The 18262-nt window shown below is 64.7% G+C and carries 15 protein-coding genes; 10 read left to right on the top strand and 5 right to left on the bottom strand.

The window, feature by feature from the left end:
- Positions 1 to 5: 5 nt before the first annotated feature.
- From dpdJ to dpdD, 3 genes are read left to right on the top strand one after another with little or no spacing between them, the layout of a single operon-like run.
- Positions 6 to 4505, top strand: coding sequence for a protein DpdJ (gene dpdJ / locus ACQEWB_RS36540; RefSeq protein WP_432838757.1), 4500 nt, complete (start codon positions 6 to 8; stop codon positions 4503 to 4505).
- Between the two features lie 2 nt (positions 4506 to 4507).
- On the top strand, positions 4508 to 5023 hold the full coding sequence (dpdK, locus tag ACQEWB_RS36535; protein ID WP_432844205.1) for a phospholipase D-like domain-containing protein DpdK: 516 nt from the start codon (positions 4508 to 4510) through the stop codon (positions 5021 to 5023).
- Positions 5020 to 7065 (top strand): protein DpdD, encoded by a 2046-nt coding sequence (dpdD, locus tag ACQEWB_RS36530; RefSeq protein ID WP_432838755.1) that lies wholly within the window; start codon positions 5020 to 5022, stop codon positions 7063 to 7065. The genes dpdK and dpdD overlap by 4 nt, the downstream gene beginning before the upstream one ends.
- 61 nt (positions 7066 to 7126) lie before the next feature.
- On the opposite strand, the gene dbpB (ACQEWB_RS36525) is transcribed toward dpdD, so the two are convergent.
- Genes dbpB (ACQEWB_RS36525) through ACQEWB_RS36510 form a run of 4 tightly spaced genes read right to left on the bottom strand, consistent with a single transcriptional unit; the run spans position 7127 to position 11511 of the window.
- A complete protein-coding gene (dbpB, locus tag ACQEWB_RS36525) occupies positions 7127 to 8227 on the bottom strand; it encodes a DGQHR domain-containing protein DpdB (RefSeq protein WP_432838753.1) in 1101 nt (366 codons plus the stop codon).
- A 43-nt stretch (positions 8228 to 8270) separates the two neighbouring features.
- Entirely contained in the window at positions 8271 to 9491 is a 1221-nt protein-coding gene (dpdA, locus tag ACQEWB_RS36520; RefSeq protein WP_432838751.1) for a tRNA-guanine transglycosylase DpdA, read from the bottom strand.
- Positions 9488 to 10621 (bottom strand): DGQHR domain-containing protein DpdB, encoded by a 1134-nt coding sequence (gene dbpB / locus ACQEWB_RS36515; protein ID WP_432838749.1) that lies wholly within the window; start codon positions 10619 to 10621, stop codon positions 9488 to 9490. The genes dpdA and dbpB (ACQEWB_RS36515) overlap by 4 nt, the downstream gene beginning before the upstream one ends.
- The gene (locus ACQEWB_RS36510) at positions 10621 to 11511 is read right to left on the bottom strand and encodes a hypothetical protein (protein ID WP_432838747.1); all 891 of its coding nucleotides are present in this window, start codon (positions 11509 to 11511) and stop codon (positions 10621 to 10623) included. The genes dbpB (ACQEWB_RS36515) and ACQEWB_RS36510 overlap by 1 nt, the downstream gene beginning before the upstream one ends.
- Positions 11512 to 11634: 123 nt before the next feature.
- Here ACQEWB_RS36510 and queC point away from each other — a divergent pair, with 123 nt between their 5' ends.
- The 7 genes from queC to ACQEWB_RS36475 all read left to right on the top strand — a co-directional run bounded on the left by queC (position 11635) and on the right by ACQEWB_RS36475 (position 16919).
- Complete coding sequence (queC, locus tag ACQEWB_RS36505; RefSeq protein WP_432838744.1) at positions 11635 to 12330, top strand: 7-cyano-7-deazaguanine synthase QueC; 696 nt, start codon at positions 11635 to 11637, stop codon at positions 12328 to 12330.
- A 2-nt stretch (positions 12331 to 12332) separates the two neighbouring features.
- Positions 12333 to 12968 (top strand): 7-carboxy-7-deazaguanine synthase, encoded by a 636-nt coding sequence (queE, locus tag ACQEWB_RS36500; protein ID WP_432838742.1) that lies wholly within the window; start codon positions 12333 to 12335, stop codon positions 12966 to 12968.
- On the top strand, positions 12968 to 13324 hold the full coding sequence (queD, locus tag ACQEWB_RS36495; protein WP_432838740.1) for a 6-carboxytetrahydropterin synthase QueD: 357 nt from the start codon (positions 12968 to 12970) through the stop codon (positions 13322 to 13324). Before queE ends, queD begins: the two co-directional genes overlap by 1 nt.
- A 3-nt stretch (positions 13325 to 13327) precedes the next feature.
- Positions 13328 to 14101, top strand: a complete 774-nt coding sequence (locus ACQEWB_RS36490; protein ID WP_432838738.1) for a GTP cyclohydrolase, FolE2/MptA family — start codon at positions 13328 to 13330, stop codon at positions 14099 to 14101.
- A 442-nt stretch (positions 14102 to 14543) separates the two neighbouring features.
- Positions 14544 to 15530: a hypothetical protein gene (locus ACQEWB_RS36485; protein WP_432838736.1), complete on the top strand. Its 987-nt coding sequence runs from the start codon at positions 14544 to 14546 to the stop codon at positions 15528 to 15530.
- Positions 15523 to 15927: a hypothetical protein gene (locus ACQEWB_RS36480; RefSeq protein ID WP_432838734.1), complete on the top strand. Its 405-nt coding sequence runs from the start codon at positions 15523 to 15525 to the stop codon at positions 15925 to 15927. Before ACQEWB_RS36485 ends, ACQEWB_RS36480 begins: the two co-directional genes overlap by 8 nt.
- 428 nt (positions 15928 to 16355) lie before the next feature.
- Positions 16356 to 16919, top strand: a complete 564-nt coding sequence (locus ACQEWB_RS36475; protein ID WP_432838732.1) for a hypothetical protein — start codon at positions 16356 to 16358, stop codon at positions 16917 to 16919.
- 344 nt (positions 16920 to 17263) lie between these two features.
- On the opposite strand, the gene ACQEWB_RS36470 is transcribed toward ACQEWB_RS36475, so the two are convergent.
- Positions 17264 to 17671: a hypothetical protein gene (locus tag ACQEWB_RS36470; protein ID WP_432838730.1), complete on the bottom strand. Its 408-nt coding sequence runs from the start codon at positions 17669 to 17671 to the stop codon at positions 17264 to 17266.
- Positions 17672 to 18262 lie beyond the last annotated feature (591 nt).

Genomic DNA, 18262 nt, shown 5'->3' with positions numbered 1-18262 from the left:
GCTCGGTGGTGGCTTCGCAGACGGTTCCCAGTCGCGCCCTGCTCGGACGTGCGCTGACGGCGCTGGAAGACCTTGAGTTGCCGTTGCTGTCCTGGGGGGTGACAGAGGGAGCGCTGGCTCGCGACGAGGTAGTGCGTGAGTTGTGGGAACTGGCCGCTGCCGACCCCGATCCCGCAGCCGCCGAGCTAGGGGGCGATGGACTGCTCGCGGCCCTGGTGCAGCGCCATCTATTGTTGCGCCTGCCGGGCGGCCCCGAGCGCTACCGCACACGCCTGGCCGAAGGCGTGCGGTTGACCGCAACGTTGCGACAATCCTTCGCCCCCCGCGGCTATCAGCCCGGGGGGCCACTGCCCGACCGGTGGTGGGAGCAGGGCCGGCGCCTGGTCGCGGACTATCGCCTGCACGTGACCGAACGCCGCTACCCCACGCGGAACATTCCCGCCGCCGAGGCAATCACCGAATTGGCACAGGTGCCCGGGTGGACCGACCTGCACACCGAAGTGGCGCGCAGCCAGATCGGCACCTATGAACTGTCCCGCTTCCAAGTCGAGGCCACCAAAGCGGTCCTGCAGGGCCTGCAGGCCACTGACTCCCGCGGCATCGTGGTCAGCGCCGGAACCGGCAGTGGTAAGACGCTGGCGTTCTACCTGCCCGACTTCGCTGCCCTGGCCCACGACCAGCGTGCCAAGACCGTCCACACGCTGGCGCTGTACCCGCGAGTAGAACTGCTACGCGACCAATTGCGGGACGCCGTAGCAGGAAACCTTCGACTGTTAGAGCGAGGCCTTCCCGCGCCTCGCATCGGTGTGCTGTATGCCAGCACCCCCTGGGAGGGAGCCAACCTTACCGAGCCCGATCCCCGGCGCACGGGGACGGCCTGGCCTGTGCTGGGAGACGGATTCGTCTGCCCCTATCTGGGATGCCCCTCCTGCGAGGGCGGCCAGTTGGTGTGGTCGCGTCGCGACATCGCGCAGCAGCGAGAATTGCTGCAGTGTGCGCAGTGTCGGCGGCCTTTGCCCGCCGGGATGGTGGCACTGACTCGGCAGTCGCTGTGCAATGACGCTCCCAAACTGCTCTTCACCACCACGGAGATGCTCAACCGGGCCAGCGCCGGCTCGGCCTTGGGTCGTGTGCTGGGCTGGGTTCCGGGGGCAGGGCCACGGGTGGTCCTGCTGGATGAGGTGCACACGCATACCGGTTCGACGGGAGCGCAGACCGGCTTGTTGCTGCGGCGCTGGCGCCACGCCCGACGCACCCCGGTGACGTTCGTGGGCTTGAGCGCAACGCTGCGACAGGCAGACCAGTTCATGGCACAGTTGACCGGGCTGGAGACAGACAAGGTCACCTTGATTGAACCGCATCCGGCGGACATGGACAGCGAGGGGCGCGAGTATGCGCTAGCGCTGCGGGGCGACCCGGTCTCAGGGGTGAGTTTGCTGTCGGTGGCGATCCAGACGGCCATGCTGCACGGGCGCCTCCTCGACCACGCCGTCCCACTGCAGCAGTCACTCTTCGGCAGTCGGGGCTTCTTGTTCACGGACGACCTGGACGTCACCAACCGGTTGTACGACGACCTGCGGGACGCGGAAGGCGGCCAGGTAGGCCGTCAGGGGCGACGCAAGCGCGGCAAACCGGTGCTAGCGGCGCTGCGCAGCCCGGATCTGCCGGCACAAGATGCCCGCTACGAGGCTGGCCAGTCCTGGAACCTGCCCGAGCGCATCGGGCATCACCTCAGCGAAGATCTCTCGCAACGGCCGCTGCTGATCGGGCGGACCTCCTCACAGGACGCCGGGGTGGATGCGGACGCTAACCTGGTCGTGGCGACCGCATCGCTCGAGGTGGGCTTTAACGATCCCCGCGTCGGGCTGGTGCTGCAGCACAAGGCCCCGCACGATGCTGCCTCCTTCCTACAGCGGCGTGGCCGAGCCGGGCGTGAACGCGGCACCCGACCCTTCACGGTGGTCACCCTGTCCGATTTCGGCCGAGACCGGTTGGCATATCAGGGCTACGACGCGCTGTTCTCACCGGAAATCGCCGCGCGATCCTTGCCCATGGGTAACCGCCACATCATCAAAATCCAAGGCGCCCAGGCGCTCGTGGACTGGCTGGGCATCCGCTTGCGTCAGCGTCGCCTCGGGGTGGATGCACGTCACCTTCTGACCGGGCCAGCCGATCCGGATGTGGGTGAGAAATACGTCCGTGCGCGTCGGCACATCTGCGCCGATCTTGCGGCCTTGCTGGACGGTGACGACGGGTTGCTGGCCGAGTTGACCGTGCATCTGCAGAGGTCTTTGGCCTTGAACGACGACGGTGTGCTGGCTCTACTGTGGGAACAACCGCGGTCGCTGATGCTGGCCGTGGCACCGACGATCCTGCGGCGCCTTCAAGTGGGCCGTGACGCCGTGCACAATGATGCCGGGGCGGCCCCATCTGCGCTTTTGCCTGAGTTCATCACCCGCTCGCTGTTCGATCCGCTAAATCTGCCGGAGGTGGAGTTCACCCTCCCCTTCGTCACTGGCAGCGAGGAGCGTCTCCCCGTGGGCAGGGCGCTGGCAGAAGCGGTCCCCGGGCGCGTCAGTCGGCGCTACGGCTATCAAAGCGACCGTCACCGCACCTGGCTGGCTGTGCCGGCCGGCGCGACGGACGTCACGATTGACCTCAAAGCCATCGTCGAGCGTGATTTTCCCCAAGGCCGTTGGGACAGCGGTCGCGTGGATGTGGGGCGAGTACTGGTCACGCGGCCTCAGGTGATCAGCCTGGTCGCACCGCCCGATGATGTGGCCAGCCATTCCCAGGGACGTCCTCTGTGGGCGAGTGAGTTCGTACCCAACTGGTCGGGCGGCCCCACCGAAGCCGCTGTACCGGATCTGGCTGCCTGGCAGGGCCGGATCACGCAGGTGGGCTTTGCCACTCACGCGGCGGGAAACCCGATTGAGGTGCGCCGCATGACCTACGGCGCCGCGTGCGACATCGCACGGGGCACACCGGTAGCGCGGGAGCAGGTGTCGGTGCGCTACACGTTGGACGGCGAAGCCGCCGCCATGGGGTTTGCCTCCTCGGTTGATGCTCTGCAGGTACAGGTCGCTGCCTTGGAGGTCACCGCGCCGCGCGTGGTGAAACACCTTCGCTCTCGGCAATGGCGTACGAAGGCGTTCACGCGCGTAGTCGCCGAGGATGCGCGTATCGCGGCGCATGCCAATGTCTTCCAGCGAGGCTGGTTGGCGTTGGTCTACCTGGCCGCATTCGCCGTGCGGGGCCTGCGGGACGACACGCCGGAGACGATCCATGCCGCCTTGGCGGGCGGGGCGTGGCGCCAGGACGTCCCGCAAGTGATCCAGATGCTGTATCGGCAAGACCCGGTCACCGGTACGGCGCAGGCGGGGATAGCAGACAGAGTGACGGACGACTTGGTGGCGCTCAGCCAGCAAAACGATGTGGTGCAGGCCCTCGATGAGGCGGGCACGCTGCTCTTTGGCGTCGACGTCGAATCGGCCACCGCCGCTCTGGCTCGCCGGGCCTACCGCGATACGTTGGCCGCGGCGATCCTCGAGGCGGTGTTGCGTTCCTGCCCCGATGCTCAGGACGGTGACCTGACCATCGACGTGGTGGCCGGCGGCGAAGGCGTCGACACCCTCTGGATCAGTGAGACCTCGGAAGGTGGCCTGGGCATTGTCGAGGCGGTGGCCTACCGCTACAGCGAAGATCCCGCCCGCTTTTGGATGCTGGTGGCGGCTGCGTTGCGGCCCAACGTATACGAGTACACCGATCGACGGATGACCGATCTGCTGCGACACGTCGTCGAGGACGAGCCAGCGGGGGACTTGGCTCGGGCGATGGCGCAGGTGCGAGAAGCTGCGTCGGCCGGCCAAGCCACCACCGCGTTGGGGCAGGTCCGCGCGGCGTGGGCGGCGCTGGATGGCGCTCCCAGGCATGCTGATATCGCGGCGTTAGCAACGCGGCTACTGCGTCCAGGGTCGGACCGAACGACGGACACGGCCGCGTGGGCGCTGATTCAAGCGTGGGACGCTCTGGAGGAGACTCTCGGCATCGAGGTGGACGCCCGAGTGGTGGCTTATACAGCCGGCGCCGGCGAATTGCTGCTGCCGCGACCGCTGACATCGGACCAGGCCTTCAGCATGTTGTGGCCGCGTGGGGATCAAGCTCGCAACCATCACCTGGAGTCGTATCAGCCCTATCGGGACAGTGAGCAGCCCGCAGTGCTGGATCGGCTGCTGGTAGCGATTGTTCATGCGCATGATATTCCGCGCATTGACGCCACGACTGAAAACTGGACCACGCAGTATCAGAAAGTGCTGGCCCACGAAAGGGAAGTGGAGTTGGTGCTGCCGCTCAATCAGCCGGGGTTGCTGCGAAGCGTGCTGCTGCAGGTGCCGCTCATTATCGTGGACCGTGAAGTGATGCGCCTGTTCGGTGAGGTAGTGCAAGTAAGCCGAGATCATCAGCAGGTTCTGGTGCGGGCTGTCATCAAGGAGTCAGAGCAGTGAGCATGCCGAGCCGGACGCTGCGCACCAATGCGCGCAGTGCCTTGCGCGCGGACTCGCTGATCCGCACCGCACTGTTGGCGCAACTGGCTGCAGGCGGAGGTGAAGTGTGGCTGGTGTCCGCGTGGATCAGCGATGTGGCGTTGGTAGATAACGGCGACGGCTCCTTCGACTACCTACTCGGAGAGGACCCGCCTGAGCGCTGCCGGTTGTCGGATCTGCTGTTGCTGCTGGCGCGGGCCGGCACGAGGGTACGGGTGGTAACCCGGGCTGCCACTGCGAATGAGGTGTTCGTGCAACGGTTGAGGTCGGGTGCAGACCTCACGTGTGACCTACGGGTCGTGGAAGACGATGCCGTGCACGAAAAGTGCTTGGTGGGTCCGGGATGGATCTTCCAGGGTTCGATGAACTTCACCCGCAACGGCCTGGCCCGCAACAAGGAGCAGATCACGTACTCCCTGGACGAGCGCAGTGCAGCGCAGGCCCTGGTGGAGTTTCAGCATGAGTGGGAGCAGGCGTGACAGGCACTGACAAGCCCCAGCCAGGCCAGGCCGAAGCGCTGGAGACCTTCGTTGATTTGTTTCTCGACCCGCGGCACAACGCTGCCGGAAAGCATCCCGAGTGGTGCGCGCCGTTTCGTGACAATGCCCTGCAAGCCAAGCGCGCACCCGTGGTGCTGCCTCGCCTATGGGAGGAGAGGGATGAGTCCGCGTATTACGTGATCGCTCGCCGGCCGAACGAGGCGGGAGTGGTGCGTGATCTATTGGTCGCCTTTGCCGGCCCGTCCCTGGTGAAAGTAGGCTACGACGTTCCCCTCCTGCTAGATGACGAGGATGTAATCGAGTCAGCCATCGCAGCCCGTTTCGGACCGTCCAGCACGTTCAAGTTGCGTGCACCGCGCGAGAAGCGCAAGGAGTTGCACGCGGCGCTGATACGGCTGCTGGGCATGGTGGAACACAGCCCCCAGCGGGCGTGGTCGACGCCCAAGTCGTTGAGTCAGCTGCTGACGGACTTTGAGGCTGCCCTGGTCGGCGGTGCCTCGCAGGTGGCCGCTGACCTCCTGGATCAGATAAGCCGCCAGGGCGGACTGTCGGTGGCTAACCTCAAGCATCTGCAGATCAAGCGACTGGCGGTCACAGGTCAGGCTCGTCAACTGCTCGCACTGCCGGGGCTGCGCGAGGTGCTCCTGCAAGATCCTCCGCGGGCAGTGAAGGACATGGTGCTCAGCGCCATTTACGCCACCTGCATCGAGCCCGCGTTGGCCGAGGATTGTTTGGAGCAGGCCTTCGTCGCGCTGGCGCAGCCACGGGTACCGATGGCGCTGCTGGCCGAAGAGAACCCGGTGCACTTCAGCGATGCCGCGGCCGCTGCGCTGTTGATCGGTTTGCTGGCGCGCGGGCAGGAAACGGAGTTGGCTGGTGCCATCGCGGCCTTGGACGGGGTGCAGCGCTCGGCGGCGATACCGGCGGCATTGGACCGCTACCGCGTCAAGGTCGCGCCCTCGGAGGTGGCGGATGCAAGCACCGCCGCCGAAAGGGCAGTTGATGCAGCATCCGACGCTGGCGGGGCCTGGCGGCCAGCCACCTGGGAAGAGTTGCTCACCGCTGTGGCCAGCGGCGACAAGGCTGCCGTGCGCGTCTGCCAGGACTTGGAGGCGGACGGCGCAGCCGAAGTGCCTTTGGCCGCGGATACCGATGTGGACGCGGCCTTGGCCGAGTTGCTATCGGGCATGGGAGACGCCAGCTACGAGAACGTGTGGCGATATGCGCTGTCGCCGTTCTTGCAAGAGGTATCCCGCAGCGGGCTTTCTCTGCCGTTGACATTGGCGCAGATCACCGCGAGCAGTATCGGCCAGCGACGCGATCCGGCGAACCTGGCCGTGCTGGATCTGCTGCTCGAGTTGTTCCTGCGGACCTCTCCGTCCGCAAACGACTACGACGAATTCCTCGAGCATCTGACCATGCGGGTGCAGGAGTGGGTCGCCTCGGAGACGGCCAGCCAGGCACTGGACTTCGTCGACCGATTGGCAGCCTTCGCCACTCCCGACAGCCAGATGCGGGCACAGGCAGCACTCGAATTGCTGACGCCGCTGTATCGACATGCCCAGCGCCTAGATGAAGCCAGCCTGGCCTCGGCGCGTTCCTTGACGCACGAGTTGGAGTTGGACCTTGACTGGCCCCTCTGGCAGCAGTCGGACAGCGGCGAGGATACCGTCGACATCCCGCCAACTCACGTGCTGGTGTACGGCATGGATGCGGGAGTGCTGGACCGGGTGCAGCAGTGGATGGCGCAGCAATATCCTCAGGTGAAGGTCTCGGTGTCGGCGGACAAGGTGGGCTCCAGTCGGCTGCGGGAGGTGGCGCGCCATGCTGACTTCAGCGTGTTGATCACACAGTGTGCCACTCATGCCGCCACAAACTTCATCGGCCAGCACGCCCTAGCGGTGGTGTATCCCAGGGGGGCCGGTTCGGTCTCGGTGGTACGCGCCATCGTCGATGAGTTGCAGCATCGTGCCCGTTCGGCCCCTCTTGCTGCAGCCCTAGGCGGACGACGGCCCCGATAGGCCCTCGGCCCCGCAAGCCTTTAGTGTTCACCGTGTCCCGTCGGACACGGTGAACCACCCGTCATCCGCGGACGCTGCGTACCAGCAGGTCGGTTAGCAGGCGGATGTCGCTGGGGGTGTTTTGCAGGCCGTTCCAGCGGCGCTGCTCGCCGTCGGGGAAACGCCACATCCCGGAGGTCCAAGCGGTGATCGGCATCAATCCCAGGACGGCATTGCGCACTTCGGCGCAGTCGACGTCTTCGGCCGCCATGCCGTCGGTGAGGCTATCCATGACGAAGCCCATGGCCTGGATGCCGACACCATGAGTGAGCCGGGATTGGCGGGGCGGGAGTTTCCAGGCGTCGCTGTAGGTGTCCTTCACGATGGTCCAGTAGGAGCGCAGGTGCAGCACCATGCGCTCGACGTCGCCAGAGCCGTCTTCGGGGTTGCGGTATTGGTAGAGAGCGCCTTCGAAGAGGCTGTGCTCCAACATGCGCAGCAGGCTGGTGTCCTTGATGTTGCCGTTGGGTGAGGTGGGGCTGGCCACCCGGCCGTAGAACGGGCCCTGGCCGTCGGTGTTGAGGCGGGTCATCAACTGCGCCGGCAGGCGCTTCCGGGCGTAGGCCGGCGGGAGGTGACCGCTGGTTTCCGGCAGCAACTCGTGGATGAGCCCCTTGGGCAGCGGCTTGGTGGAGTTGACCAGAATGAACTGCGAGCGCTGGTCTTCGTGGTTGTCGGCGATGAATCCAACCGCGGCGACGGGAAATTCGGCCAGGGCGGCGTCGCGGATGGCGGCGCTGCGTTGCTGGCCGTCCACGATCAGGGCGGGCTTGTCCTCATCGGACTGCGATTCATCGACAGGGATGACCAACTCGCCGGGGACGGAATAGCCGACGCCATCGCGGTGTGCTGCGGTCTCGAACCTGACGGAATCGTCGAAGGCTAGGACAAGAGCGTTGGGGAGCATGGCATTGTCGGACTCAATGTAGCGGCGGATGCCCCGGATGTGGCTGAGGACTTCGGGGCGCTGATAGCCCTGGAGGTTGCTGCTGTCGTCCCGGCGGACGCGGGAGACGGCGGCGAAGCTATGGAGTCTCTTTCCATCGACGGCAAAGCAGTAAATTTTTCTATCGCCCTGGCGTACTTCGAGCGCCGGGAGCCGGAGTTCGTATCGGTCGGCCATCGCATCTCCTGACATGATTAAAATAAAAAGAGGGTGGTGCGTTTTACCCGAAGGTTAGGGAGCGCATTTTGGCCTCGAGCACGGTCAGATTGTGGAATCCGCGTCGCTTGTTGCGCTCGCTTCCCCGGAATATCGCAATCTCAATACCATGTTTGTCGCATAGGGCGCAGGGGCAGTTGCGCCAGGGTGCGTCACTCAGGGTGCGTTCGTAGTATTCGAGGTAGCTTTTCTTTTTTGGCCCGAGGACGAGGGATTCGTAGGCTTCGAGGGCGGTCAGTACGTCCTCAAGGGGTGTTTCTTCGCGGTCGAATTCTCGCAGGGCGCGCAGGCAGGCCCGCTCGGCAATAATTGCTTCTGCCTGGGAGACGCTGCCGGACAAGATGAGGCGTTTGAGTGCGGGGTTGCCGTCGACCTGGGGGACTCTGATGGCGGTGTAGGAGTCGGTGGCGGTGTGGTAGTTGTTGCGGTCGTCCATGAAGGCCTGGCGGAAGGCTGAGGTGCTGTCGAAACTGGTCACGCCGTGGCGGGCGAACTGTTCCATGCTGTCGACTCGGTTGATGCCGAGCAGGTGCAGTTCGGTACCGGGAGCGCGGACGGTGTCGATGACGCGCAGGCACGCGAGGATTTCGTGGGATTTGAGGGGGACCATACCGCCCAGGGCGATGCGCCGGTAGCCCATTTTCTGCAACTCTTGGACGCTGTGTGCGTAACTGTGTGGGCCCCATCCCTGTGCTGCACCAACCGGTTCGAAGCGTGCGCCTGAGGTGCGGGCGGTGGTGATGAAGTCTTCGGCGAGCTGGAGGGAGATCTGCTGGCGGTTAGTCCATGCGGCTTCGGGTTCCGCGTCGGATTCTTCCGGGATGTAGCCGAAGATGATGTGGTCGATGCTGATGCCTGCGTCGAATCCGCAGCGGCCGTAGAAGTCGAGGACTTCGTCGACCTCGTAGGGCGGGTGCTCTTCATCGATGTAGTTGAAGGCGCCGCAGTCGCCGATAGTGGAGCAGGTCTCGGGCAAGCGGAAGAAGTTTTTCACGCCCAGGCGGTAGAAGCGTTCTCTCTGCGGGGCAGAATATTTTCCCGCACCTTTCATGGATCCGTCGACCACCGCTTTACTGACGAGGATCCCGTCGTAGGGGATCGGTGTCACGGCCTGGTGGGCGTAGACGTCATCACGCTGGCGTACTCGGTAAGGCGAGTACTCGTCGTTGATGAAGTCGTAGGTAGGGCTCACCAGGTCCTGACTGTCAGGGAAATAGAATTTCACGCGGCTTTTGCCTTTTCCTGCACATAGATACGGAGGAGGTAGTTCGACAGAGTACTGATGTGGCGGGGATTGTTTTGGAGTTCGTTCCAGGGAATGTTCAGATCGGGCCAACGCCCCTTGGTCCAGTGGCAGTGCGGGGCGATCAGGGCGAGTTCGACCCGTGCCTGCTCAACGGCGCGAGGGGAGGCAGGATCGATGGCCATCATCACCCGGTCCATCAAGCGTCCCATCGAGCGGATGCCCACCCCGTGCATCAGCCGACTCTGGGTGGCGGGCAGTCCCCACGCTTCGGGGAAGGTGTCACGCACAGCAGTCCAGTAGACGACGAGGATCTGGCGGATCGTTGCGGTGTCCACCGTGCCGTTGGACAGGTTCTTGTAGGGGAAGAAGGCTCCCGACGGGGAGTTCAGGGATTCCTGGATAGCTGTGGTGAGGCTGTTGTCTGTGACGACGGTGTCCGCTTTTTGTTCGGCGGTGGTGGAGGGACGGCGCACCAGTCCGCGAAATGGTGAGTCCTTGTCGTGATTGAGGGCTTCGACGAGGACGGAGGGGAGTTTGCGGGCGGACAGTTTGGTGGGCAGGGCCGTGCCGACCTCTGGGAGGAGTTCCGTGACCAGGTTGGTGGGGAGGGGGGAGACCGTGTTCACGCGCAGGAACTGGTCGCGTTGGGTTTCCAAGTCTTCGGCGACAAAGCCGGCAATCGTGACGGCGAGACGGGTGTTGCGGGTGCGGGCCAGCGCCAGGCTGCGCTGCTGGCCGTCGACGATCCAGGCTGGCCGGGGAGCATCAGGTGAATCGGGCAGGGGGATTTCCAGCGTCCCCGACGTGCACAGGCCGTCGCTACTGCTGGGGCCGGGGCTGGACTTGAAGCGCACCGTGGAGGGCAGCGCCAGGATCAGACCGTTAGGGAAGAGGACCTCGTCACTGTCGAGGTATTCCAGGATCTGCTTCACGTGCTGCTTCTTCTCGGGACGCTGATAGCCGATGAGCTTGCCGGCCTCATCCCGGGAGATCCGTGCGACGTCGGCGACCTGATAGACCTCCTCGGCGGCCAAGGTGAAGACATACAGCGGGATCGTGGGGTGCTGCTCGATCCGCAGGGCCCGGCGCTTAAGCACAGTGGAAGTCATCAGCGGCCAATCGTTGCGGTGTACAGGTCCGCGAAACGCTTCTGTTCGCAGGCCATCCCCTTGTCTCTGAACAGACGCAGCAGACGAGTACGAGACGAGTCGGGGTGGAGGTTTTTCATCTCTTGAATGAAAGAGATCACCGTCTCGTCCGACACGGGGGTACGGGCGTAGCGTTCGGGCCGAGCCGCCTGCAGGGTCCAGGCATCCCAACGCGCCTGCGCTTCACGAGTGATGAGGCGGCCCGATGAACAGTGCTCCAGCCAGATGGCCGCCGTGCGGACGTTCAAGCTGGTGAGGGTGCCACCCAGGGCGTGACGCAGGGCGGCATTGGCCGGCACGCGCAGCACCCCGTCTAGATCGCAGGCGCCTCCGATCAGCACCACGTCGGCGCCGGTAGCGCCGAGCGCGAGCAGCTCGTGGTGCATGGCCTGTGCGTAGGTCTCCGACAACACGACAAGCGCCCGTCCCGCGGCCGTCGCGATCTGGGGCAGGCCGCAACTGCCCTCCATGCGCTGCAGATGATCCCACCAGTGGGATGCCTGGGCGGTGGAGGAAACCACGGAATCTGCGTGTCGTCGCATGAAAGTTGCGGCATACGAGGGCGCGAGGCTAGAGACTGGCCGCAGGCCCAGACCGGCCGAGGCCACGTACAGGCGGGGCGCGAATCCCGCTTGGGAGGCGGTGGTGGTGAGCGCCAGGGCGCGCCTCCACTGATCTCCCTGATACAGCCCTTCCAACGGTTGCTGATCCGGCGCGGTGCGCAGGCGGCGTGCCCATTCCGCGGCGCGCTGCGGCACCTCCTCTGCCGGCAGCGCGCGGGCGTGCAGGTCCGCCGCAGGCGGTGAGGCCTTCCGGTCCGTGCACGTGACCACGATGGGCAACTCGTTCACTGCGGCTCGACCTCTGACTTCCGTAACTCGTTTGCTGTTGTGGTTACTGTAGCCGGTAGTTAGCGGGGTAGGCTGCACCTGTCTCAACTGAGGCAACTGGACTTCAGACAAGGGAGTGACGGCATGAACAGTCCTGCGATCGTATTGCTGAGCGGTGGCCTGGACTCGACCACCGTGCTGGCCATCGCCAAGGACCAGGGCTTCACTCCCTATGCGCTCAGCTTCCGCTACGGCCAGCGGCACAGCATCGAGTTGGAGGCCGCGCAGCGGGTCGCGGCGGCGCAGGGCGTGGCCCGGCATGTCATCGCCGACATCGATCTGCGGGTCTTCGGTGGCTCCGCCCTGACGGCTGATATCGAGGTGCCGAAGCACGAGACGCTCGCGGACGTGGAGGATGCAGGGGTGCCGATCACCTATGTACCCGCTCGCAACACGATCTTTTTGTCGTTCGCGCTGGCGTTCGCGGAGACCGTCGGCGCCAGTGACATCTTCACCGGGGTAACGGCCGTGGACTACAGTGGCTACCCCGACTGCCGGCCCGAGTACATGGAGGCGTTTGCCACCATGGCCAACCTGGCCACCCGCGCGGGCGTCGAGGGAACCTCCAAGATCACGCTGCACTCCCCTCTGATCGCGCTGTCCAAGGCCGACATCGTCCGCGAGGGCTTGCGTCTGGGCGTCGACTACTCCCTGACCTCCTCCTGCTACGACCCCGACGAGCAGGGTCGGGCCTGCGGCAAGTGCGACACTTGCCTGCTGCGGCTGAAGGGCTTCGCTGAGGCCGGCATGAAGGATCCCGTCCGGTACCAGAGCGCCTGAGCATGACCTACCTGATCAAGGAAATTTTCTACACGCTACAGGGGGAAGGCGGCCATGCTGGGCGGCCGGCCGTCTTTTGCCGCTTCTCCCGCTGCAACCTGTGGACGGGCCGGGAGAAAGATCGCTCCCGTGCCATCTGCCAGTTCTGCGACACCGACTTCGTCGGCACCGACGGCGACGGGGGCGGCCGCTTCCGCACCGCCAGCGACCTGGCCGACGCGGTGGAGGCCGCCTGGCCCACTGACGATCGCGCCCACCGGTTTGTCGTGTGCACCGGAGGAGAACCCTTGCTGCAGTTGGACGTGGACGCCATCGACGCCATCCACGGCCGCGGCTTTGAGATCGCGGTGGAGACGAACGGCACCCGGCCCGCTCCCCACGGCATCGACTGGCTTTGCGTCAGCCCGAAGATCGGCTCCACATTGGTCCTCACCCACGGCGACGAACTGAAACTGGTCTACCCCCAAACCGGCGGCGACCCGGCGCAGTTCGAGGATCTCGACTTCCGCTTCTTCAGACTGCAACCGTTGGATGACGCCCATCGCGAGGACCACACCCGCGCCGCCGTCGAATACTGCATGAAGAACCCGCGCTGGACACTTTCTCTCCAGACGCACAAGTATCTGGGAATTGAGTAATGGAAATCTTTCGCGAGTTCGCCTTTGAAGCAGCCCACCGCCTACCGCGGGTGCCTGATGGTCACAAGTGCGCACGCCTGCACGGCCACTCCTACAAGGTTTCCGTGCACGTCGAAGCGCCTGTGGATAGGGAACTGGGCTGGGTGATGGACTTCGGTGACATCAAGCGAGCCTTTCGGCCCATCGATGCGCAGTTGGACCACTACTACCTCAATGACATCGAGGGACTTGAGAATCCCACCAGCGAGAACCTGGCTCGCTGGATCTGGGACCGGATGATCACTGAACTGCCCCACCTGTCCGCGATCACCGTGCGCGAGACCTGCACCTCCGGCTGCACTTACCGAGGCGAATAAGGCATGCACGACATCCAAAACGAGCCCGATGGTCGCGGCATCGCGATTGACGAGGTGGGCATCAGCGGCCTGCGCTACCCCCTCACCTTCGATGACGGCCACACCCGCCAGCAAGGCATTGCCGACATCAGTGTCACCGTCGCCCTGCAAGCCGATCGGCGCGGCACCCACATGAGCCGCATGATCGCGCTCGTGCACGAGGAGGTTGCCATCCTCACCCCGCAGGAGTTGCCCCTTGCTCTCAAGCGAGGCCTCGCCCTGCTGGACGCCCCGGCCCTGACGCTCACCCTCACTCTGCCCCTTGCCACACCCGTCACCGCTCCCGCCAGCCAGCAGGAGTCCTGGCAGACCCACGACGTCACCATCACCGGCCGCATAGACACTGACGGCTGCACCGTCACCACCGCGGTGACCACCCATGTCACCAGTCTGTGCCCGTGCTCCAAGGCCATCTCCGACTACGGCGCACACAATCAGCGCAGCGAGATCACTCTCCATGTCACCGGCAATGCCGACACCCCTTACCCCCTCCCCGTCCACGAGATGGTCCACCTGCTGCGCTCCGCCGGTTCTGCCCCCGTGATTCCCCTCATCAAGCGGCCTGATGAACGTGTGGTCACCATGCAGGCCTACGACCACCCCGTCTTCGTCGAAGACATCATCCGTGACATAAGCCTTGTTTGTAGAAGAAAGGGTCTCCCTCACATCATCAAGGCAAGGAACCTGGAAAGTATCCACAGTCACGACGCCATCGCCGCCCTCCGCTACACCTCCTGATACGCGGACACGGAGCGCTGCCCCGATTGCCAGGGCCTCGACATATAATCGCCTAACGTCTGATTTGTGGCGATATTCCAGATAGGCGGCCCTGGGTACATGACTGGCACGACTTCCAAGATCATTGACTGCGGCACTGCCATAACCGGTGCCACCCTCGCCGAACGTCGCCGCCGCCATGTGGTACCAGAACGCAGCCGCGACGCCGAACTCGTACAACCACGCACCCCACACCCGCTAGAAACGACGACGGGCGCCGGGATTCCCCACCGCGAGAGTCCCGACGTCCGCTGCTGTCCTGTCTGTGCCGAGCCGCTGCCCGCGTACGGAATCACGTTACGATCACCGTAGGCGTTCGACTGCGGTGGCGGTTCGCATGTGAGAGAGTGCCGCTGTTGCCGTCAACCTATCGAAGAACCAGAGGCTCACGATGCCGTTTCCCGTGATCCTGGTAGCAGTCGGCGTCGGCACGACGGTCGTCAATCTGGCCGGCAACAAGATCATCGCGGATCATGCAAAGAAACAGATTACAGACCGGCACGGGCACCACGACGTCGAGTACGAGAAGCATTGCCAGGTCGCGAACTCCACCACCGCGGAGCTGGAGAGTCTCGGTCACAAGCAACAAGCCGCGCTCGACGACGTGTTGCCTCGAATGAAGGCCTTTGCAGAACGCAACGAGCGACAGTTACGTATACTTGCGCGCGAAATCGTCGACGGCGGCGACGCACCCACGAATCGCAAGATCGACGCATCCCCAGACATCTCAGGGCCCGGCGCCGTCCCGAGCGCATTGGCTGGTGTCGGCTCGGCCGTTGCTGGCAATTGGCTGAGTGGCGCGGCCTACGTGGCCGTGGCCAAGTTCGCTACCGCGTCCACAGGTGCCGCGATCAATACGCTGAGCGGAGCGGCTGCAAGAAATGCCATCCTCGCGGCCATCGGAGGCGGGGCCAAGGCCGCTGGCGGTGGTGGCATTGCTGCAGGTGTGCTCAGGCTCAACGTCATCACTGCGATCCCAGCGGCTGCGCTGACCGTCGGATTGATGATCAAGTCAAAGTCCGACGCCGACAAGGCCGTCGCGAAGTACGACGTGGACGTCAAGAAGGCAATCGCCACTTACAAACATCGCAACACGCTTCTTCGCGGCGTGGACAGACGAGTGGATGAGTTGCGAGACGTGCTCGCAGGACTGGTTTCTCAGGCTGGCGAGGCCCTTCGCCACCTGGAAGCGACAGAGCGCGAGCCTGGCGGGTTTAACCTCGACAACGACAACCATGCCCACCGGCTCCAAACGGCGCTCCTGGTCGCGAAGGGCGTGGGCGACATCGCCACTGCGACTGTGGTGAATCCGGATCTGACGCTTGACCCGAACGGTGAGTACCTGGTGGTCAAGTACCGTAACTACAACCCGGAGCAGGCAAATGGTTGACGTTCATATGGCCACAGGTGCCCTCGAATCGGCCCGCGGCACCGTCACACAAGCGAACGCTACTCAATCCCTATTGGCAATCATCGAAGTCGCCAAAGGTATCGACACCAACATCACCGAGCGTGCCCGAATCGCTGCAGACCGCGACAGGGAGGTGGCCAGAGTACACGCCGCGAGCACGGGTTTGCGGGACTATCTGGACCGCGTTTTCGAGGAGCGTCGCGAACTCCACCGAGGGTTCTTCGCCAGGCTGGACAAAGCCATCGGGGATCGCGACCCCGTAACCATTCAGGCCTGCGTCACCGGGATCGTCGAAGTCGCCAAAAACTCGCCGCTCAGTGACATCATGGAACTTCGCTCTGTCTGGGCAGACCCGAACGCGGCGATCGAGATTTAGTGGTCAAGCCTCGCGTTCGATGTATCACCAGGACCTCGACATGGTCGCCTGACGCCCCGTTTGTGGCGATCTGCCGATCTGCCAGATATGCACCCCTGGAAACATGTCGGTACGGCTTCCAAGATCATGAGAAACGGCGCCGACCCCTACCGGTGGGCCAGCGCCGCGTCTCAGGCCTCGATACGGGCGACTTGCGGTCCACTCTGAGGTACAAAATCGGCACCTTCAAGTGCCCTGATCTCGCTCACGACTTCGGTGAGCGTCTGCTGGACCGAAGCCTCCGTGAGTGGCGTCGGCTGCTGGTCTCCGTTCGATTCATTATCAGACCGCGAGGTGGGATCTGGACCTACAGGCGCATCTCTTCCTCGATGGCACGGGCGATCTCAGGCCACGGTGCGCGCAGCGCACCAACGAGCGACCAAGTAGGCGTGCATGTCTCGGACCAGGGCCCCGACGCCAAGGCGTGCGGCATCTCGGTCGATGGTGCCTATGACACGCCGGGTGATTCCTCCAACTCCTCGGGCAACTGGGATGATCCCGTGTCCGAGGAGGAGCGTGGCCGTGCGGATGGCATCCAGTGTGGCCGGCGGCGCAGTCCCGGCGAAGCTGCCATAGATCAGTTGGTGCCAGCGCTCCTGGGTGCGAGCCCATGCCAGGCGTTCCAGTCCGCTGCCGAGGTCTACGGCCATCCGGCCTGGGTGTTCGGTGTTCCACAGGAGGACGATGTCGCCAAGGGTACGGTCCAGATGGCGGAAGCGCAGCGTGATCCCCTCCACCTGACGCCGGCGCCACGAGGTCGGGTCACCGATGACGCTCAGGTGTCGTGCGTGGAAGCCGAGTTGGGAACGGACTGTCAGCCAGCCATCGAGAATTACGCCGTACTCGTCCAGGCTGCCTATGGGTTGGACCCGGGACACGTTGACGAAGGAGGTCAGGAAGCCGTCCTTCAGGTGGCCGGTAGCGTCGCGCTGGCCTGTGAAGCGGACGACTGACTGGGGAAGGAACCCGCTTCGGTACGTGCGGAGTTGGCCATCTTTGAGGAGTGGGTCAAGTGCCTGGACCGCGGAGATGGTCAGTTCGGTCTCCCGCCCTCAGCGGAGGGGAAGGCAGGCATCGCGTGGGGCTCCCGCTCGCGCGAAGCCAGTCTCCAGGGAGTCGAGCAGTTCCCGCCACGAGGGCGGTCTGCGCGGTGGCCTGTAGGGGGTACCGCGGTTCGGGTGGAGGATCTGGATGCGGCGGCCGTCGGCCGTGAACTCCCAGTGGGGGCCTAACGCAGCACGCAGTACGACCGGCATCTGCTGGGCCAGGTCCTCCCCGAGCGCGCGGTTCGCGCGGGTCAGCACGGTCGCGTCGCCATCGTCTGGAAGTGGCGTTCCGGGTCGAAGCGCTGCATCCCGATGGCCTGGACCCGGCGGTGGTCGAGGTCTTCTGCCTGCTGAATCGCGTCGGCGAGCTTTTGCGCCGCCGTCTCGTCGTCCTCCAGCGGGTCGACGACGGCGACCCCACCGGTCTCGTTGCACAGGGCGGCCTGGGCGCATGTCCCTTCCCGCCAGGTCAGAGCCGCGATTGGGGTGCCGGAGCGAAGGGATTCACCGAAGACAGCAGCACCGGCTTCCACGTACGCACGGGCGTACGTATAGACGAAGACAGACGCCTCGGCGATCGCGGCCGTCTTGGCGGTGCCGCCGAGTTCCCCGACCCACTCCACGTGTTCGGCGCCAAGGAGGTCCTCATGGCGGCGCACATATTCCTTGTCGAAGACCGGGCCGCGACGATTCGGATCCGGCTGCCGAGGATCTGTGCCGCCCGCACAGCGATGTGCGGGGCCTTGTCCTCGTCGATCCGGCCGAGCCAGACGAGGTCGGTACCGGCGGTGGCTGGAGGTTCCTCCTCGTGGAGGCCCAGGTGAACAGCGAGTTCGGGTATTGGTCGGTGGCCGGCGTAGCGCTCCGTCATCTCGGGCGAGTAGCAGTAGAGCCGCGACCGCTGGCCGTCGAAGGCGCTGGCGGTGTGCTGGAAGACCGGCGAGTGCTGGAATGTGGCGACGTCGCAGTCCAACTCGCTCCATGTGCGAGTCCAGGTCGGAAGCGGTGGGTATTCGTGGCCCACGACCAGGAGGTCGTAGCCGCTGTCGCACAGTTCACGCTCGGCGAGGGTTCCGGGCTTGATGTCCTCCAGGCGGACCGGCTTGCGGACCCAGTCGTGTTCCAGGTCCGTGAGCCAGCCCGGCCCGAGGAGGTGTACGTCGGCGCCTGCGGCTCGGGCGCCTGTGGCGACCGCCCATAGCCATCGTTCGATTCCGCCGTATCCGGCGGGTGGAAAAGCGTAGCTACCA

This window comes from Streptomyces sp. CA-249302, assembly GCF_050936785.1.
In the GTDB taxonomy this organism is placed as follows: Bacteria; Actinomycetota; Actinomycetes; order Streptomycetales; family Streptomycetaceae; genus Streptomyces.
The sequence above is the reverse complement of the archived record's forward strand: the minus strand, read 5'-3'. Positions and strand labels throughout refer to the sequence as shown.

What these genes read in the sequence shown, in the direction of transcription:
- dpdK (WP_432844205.1), top strand. Translation starts at nt 4,508, where the DNA reads ATGCCGAGCCGGACGCTGCGCACCAATGCGCGCAGTGCCTTGCGCGCG.
- dbpB (WP_432838753.1), bottom strand. Translation starts at nt 8,227, where the DNA reads ATGGCCGACCGATACGAACTCCGGCTCCCGGCGCTCGAAGTACGCCAG.
- dbpB (WP_432838749.1), bottom strand. Translation starts at nt 10,621, where the DNA reads ATGACTTCCACTGTGCTTAAGCGCCGGGCCCTGCGGATCGAGCAGCAC.
- queC (WP_432838744.1), top strand. Translation starts at nt 11,635, where the DNA reads ATGAACAGTCCTGCGATCGTATTGCTGAGCGGTGGCCTGGACTCGACC.
- queE (WP_432838742.1), top strand. Translation starts at nt 12,333, where the DNA reads ATGACCTACCTGATCAAGGAAATTTTCTACACGCTACAGGGGGAAGGC.
- queD (WP_432838740.1), top strand. Translation starts at nt 12,968, where the DNA reads ATGGAAATCTTTCGCGAGTTCGCCTTTGAAGCAGCCCACCGCCTACCG.
- ACQEWB_RS36490 (WP_432838738.1), top strand. Translation starts at nt 13,328, where the DNA reads ATGCACGACATCCAAAACGAGCCCGATGGTCGCGGCATCGCGATTGAC.
- ACQEWB_RS36480 (WP_432838734.1), top strand. Translation starts at nt 15,523, where the DNA reads ATGGTTGACGTTCATATGGCCACAGGTGCCCTCGAATCGGCCCGCGGC.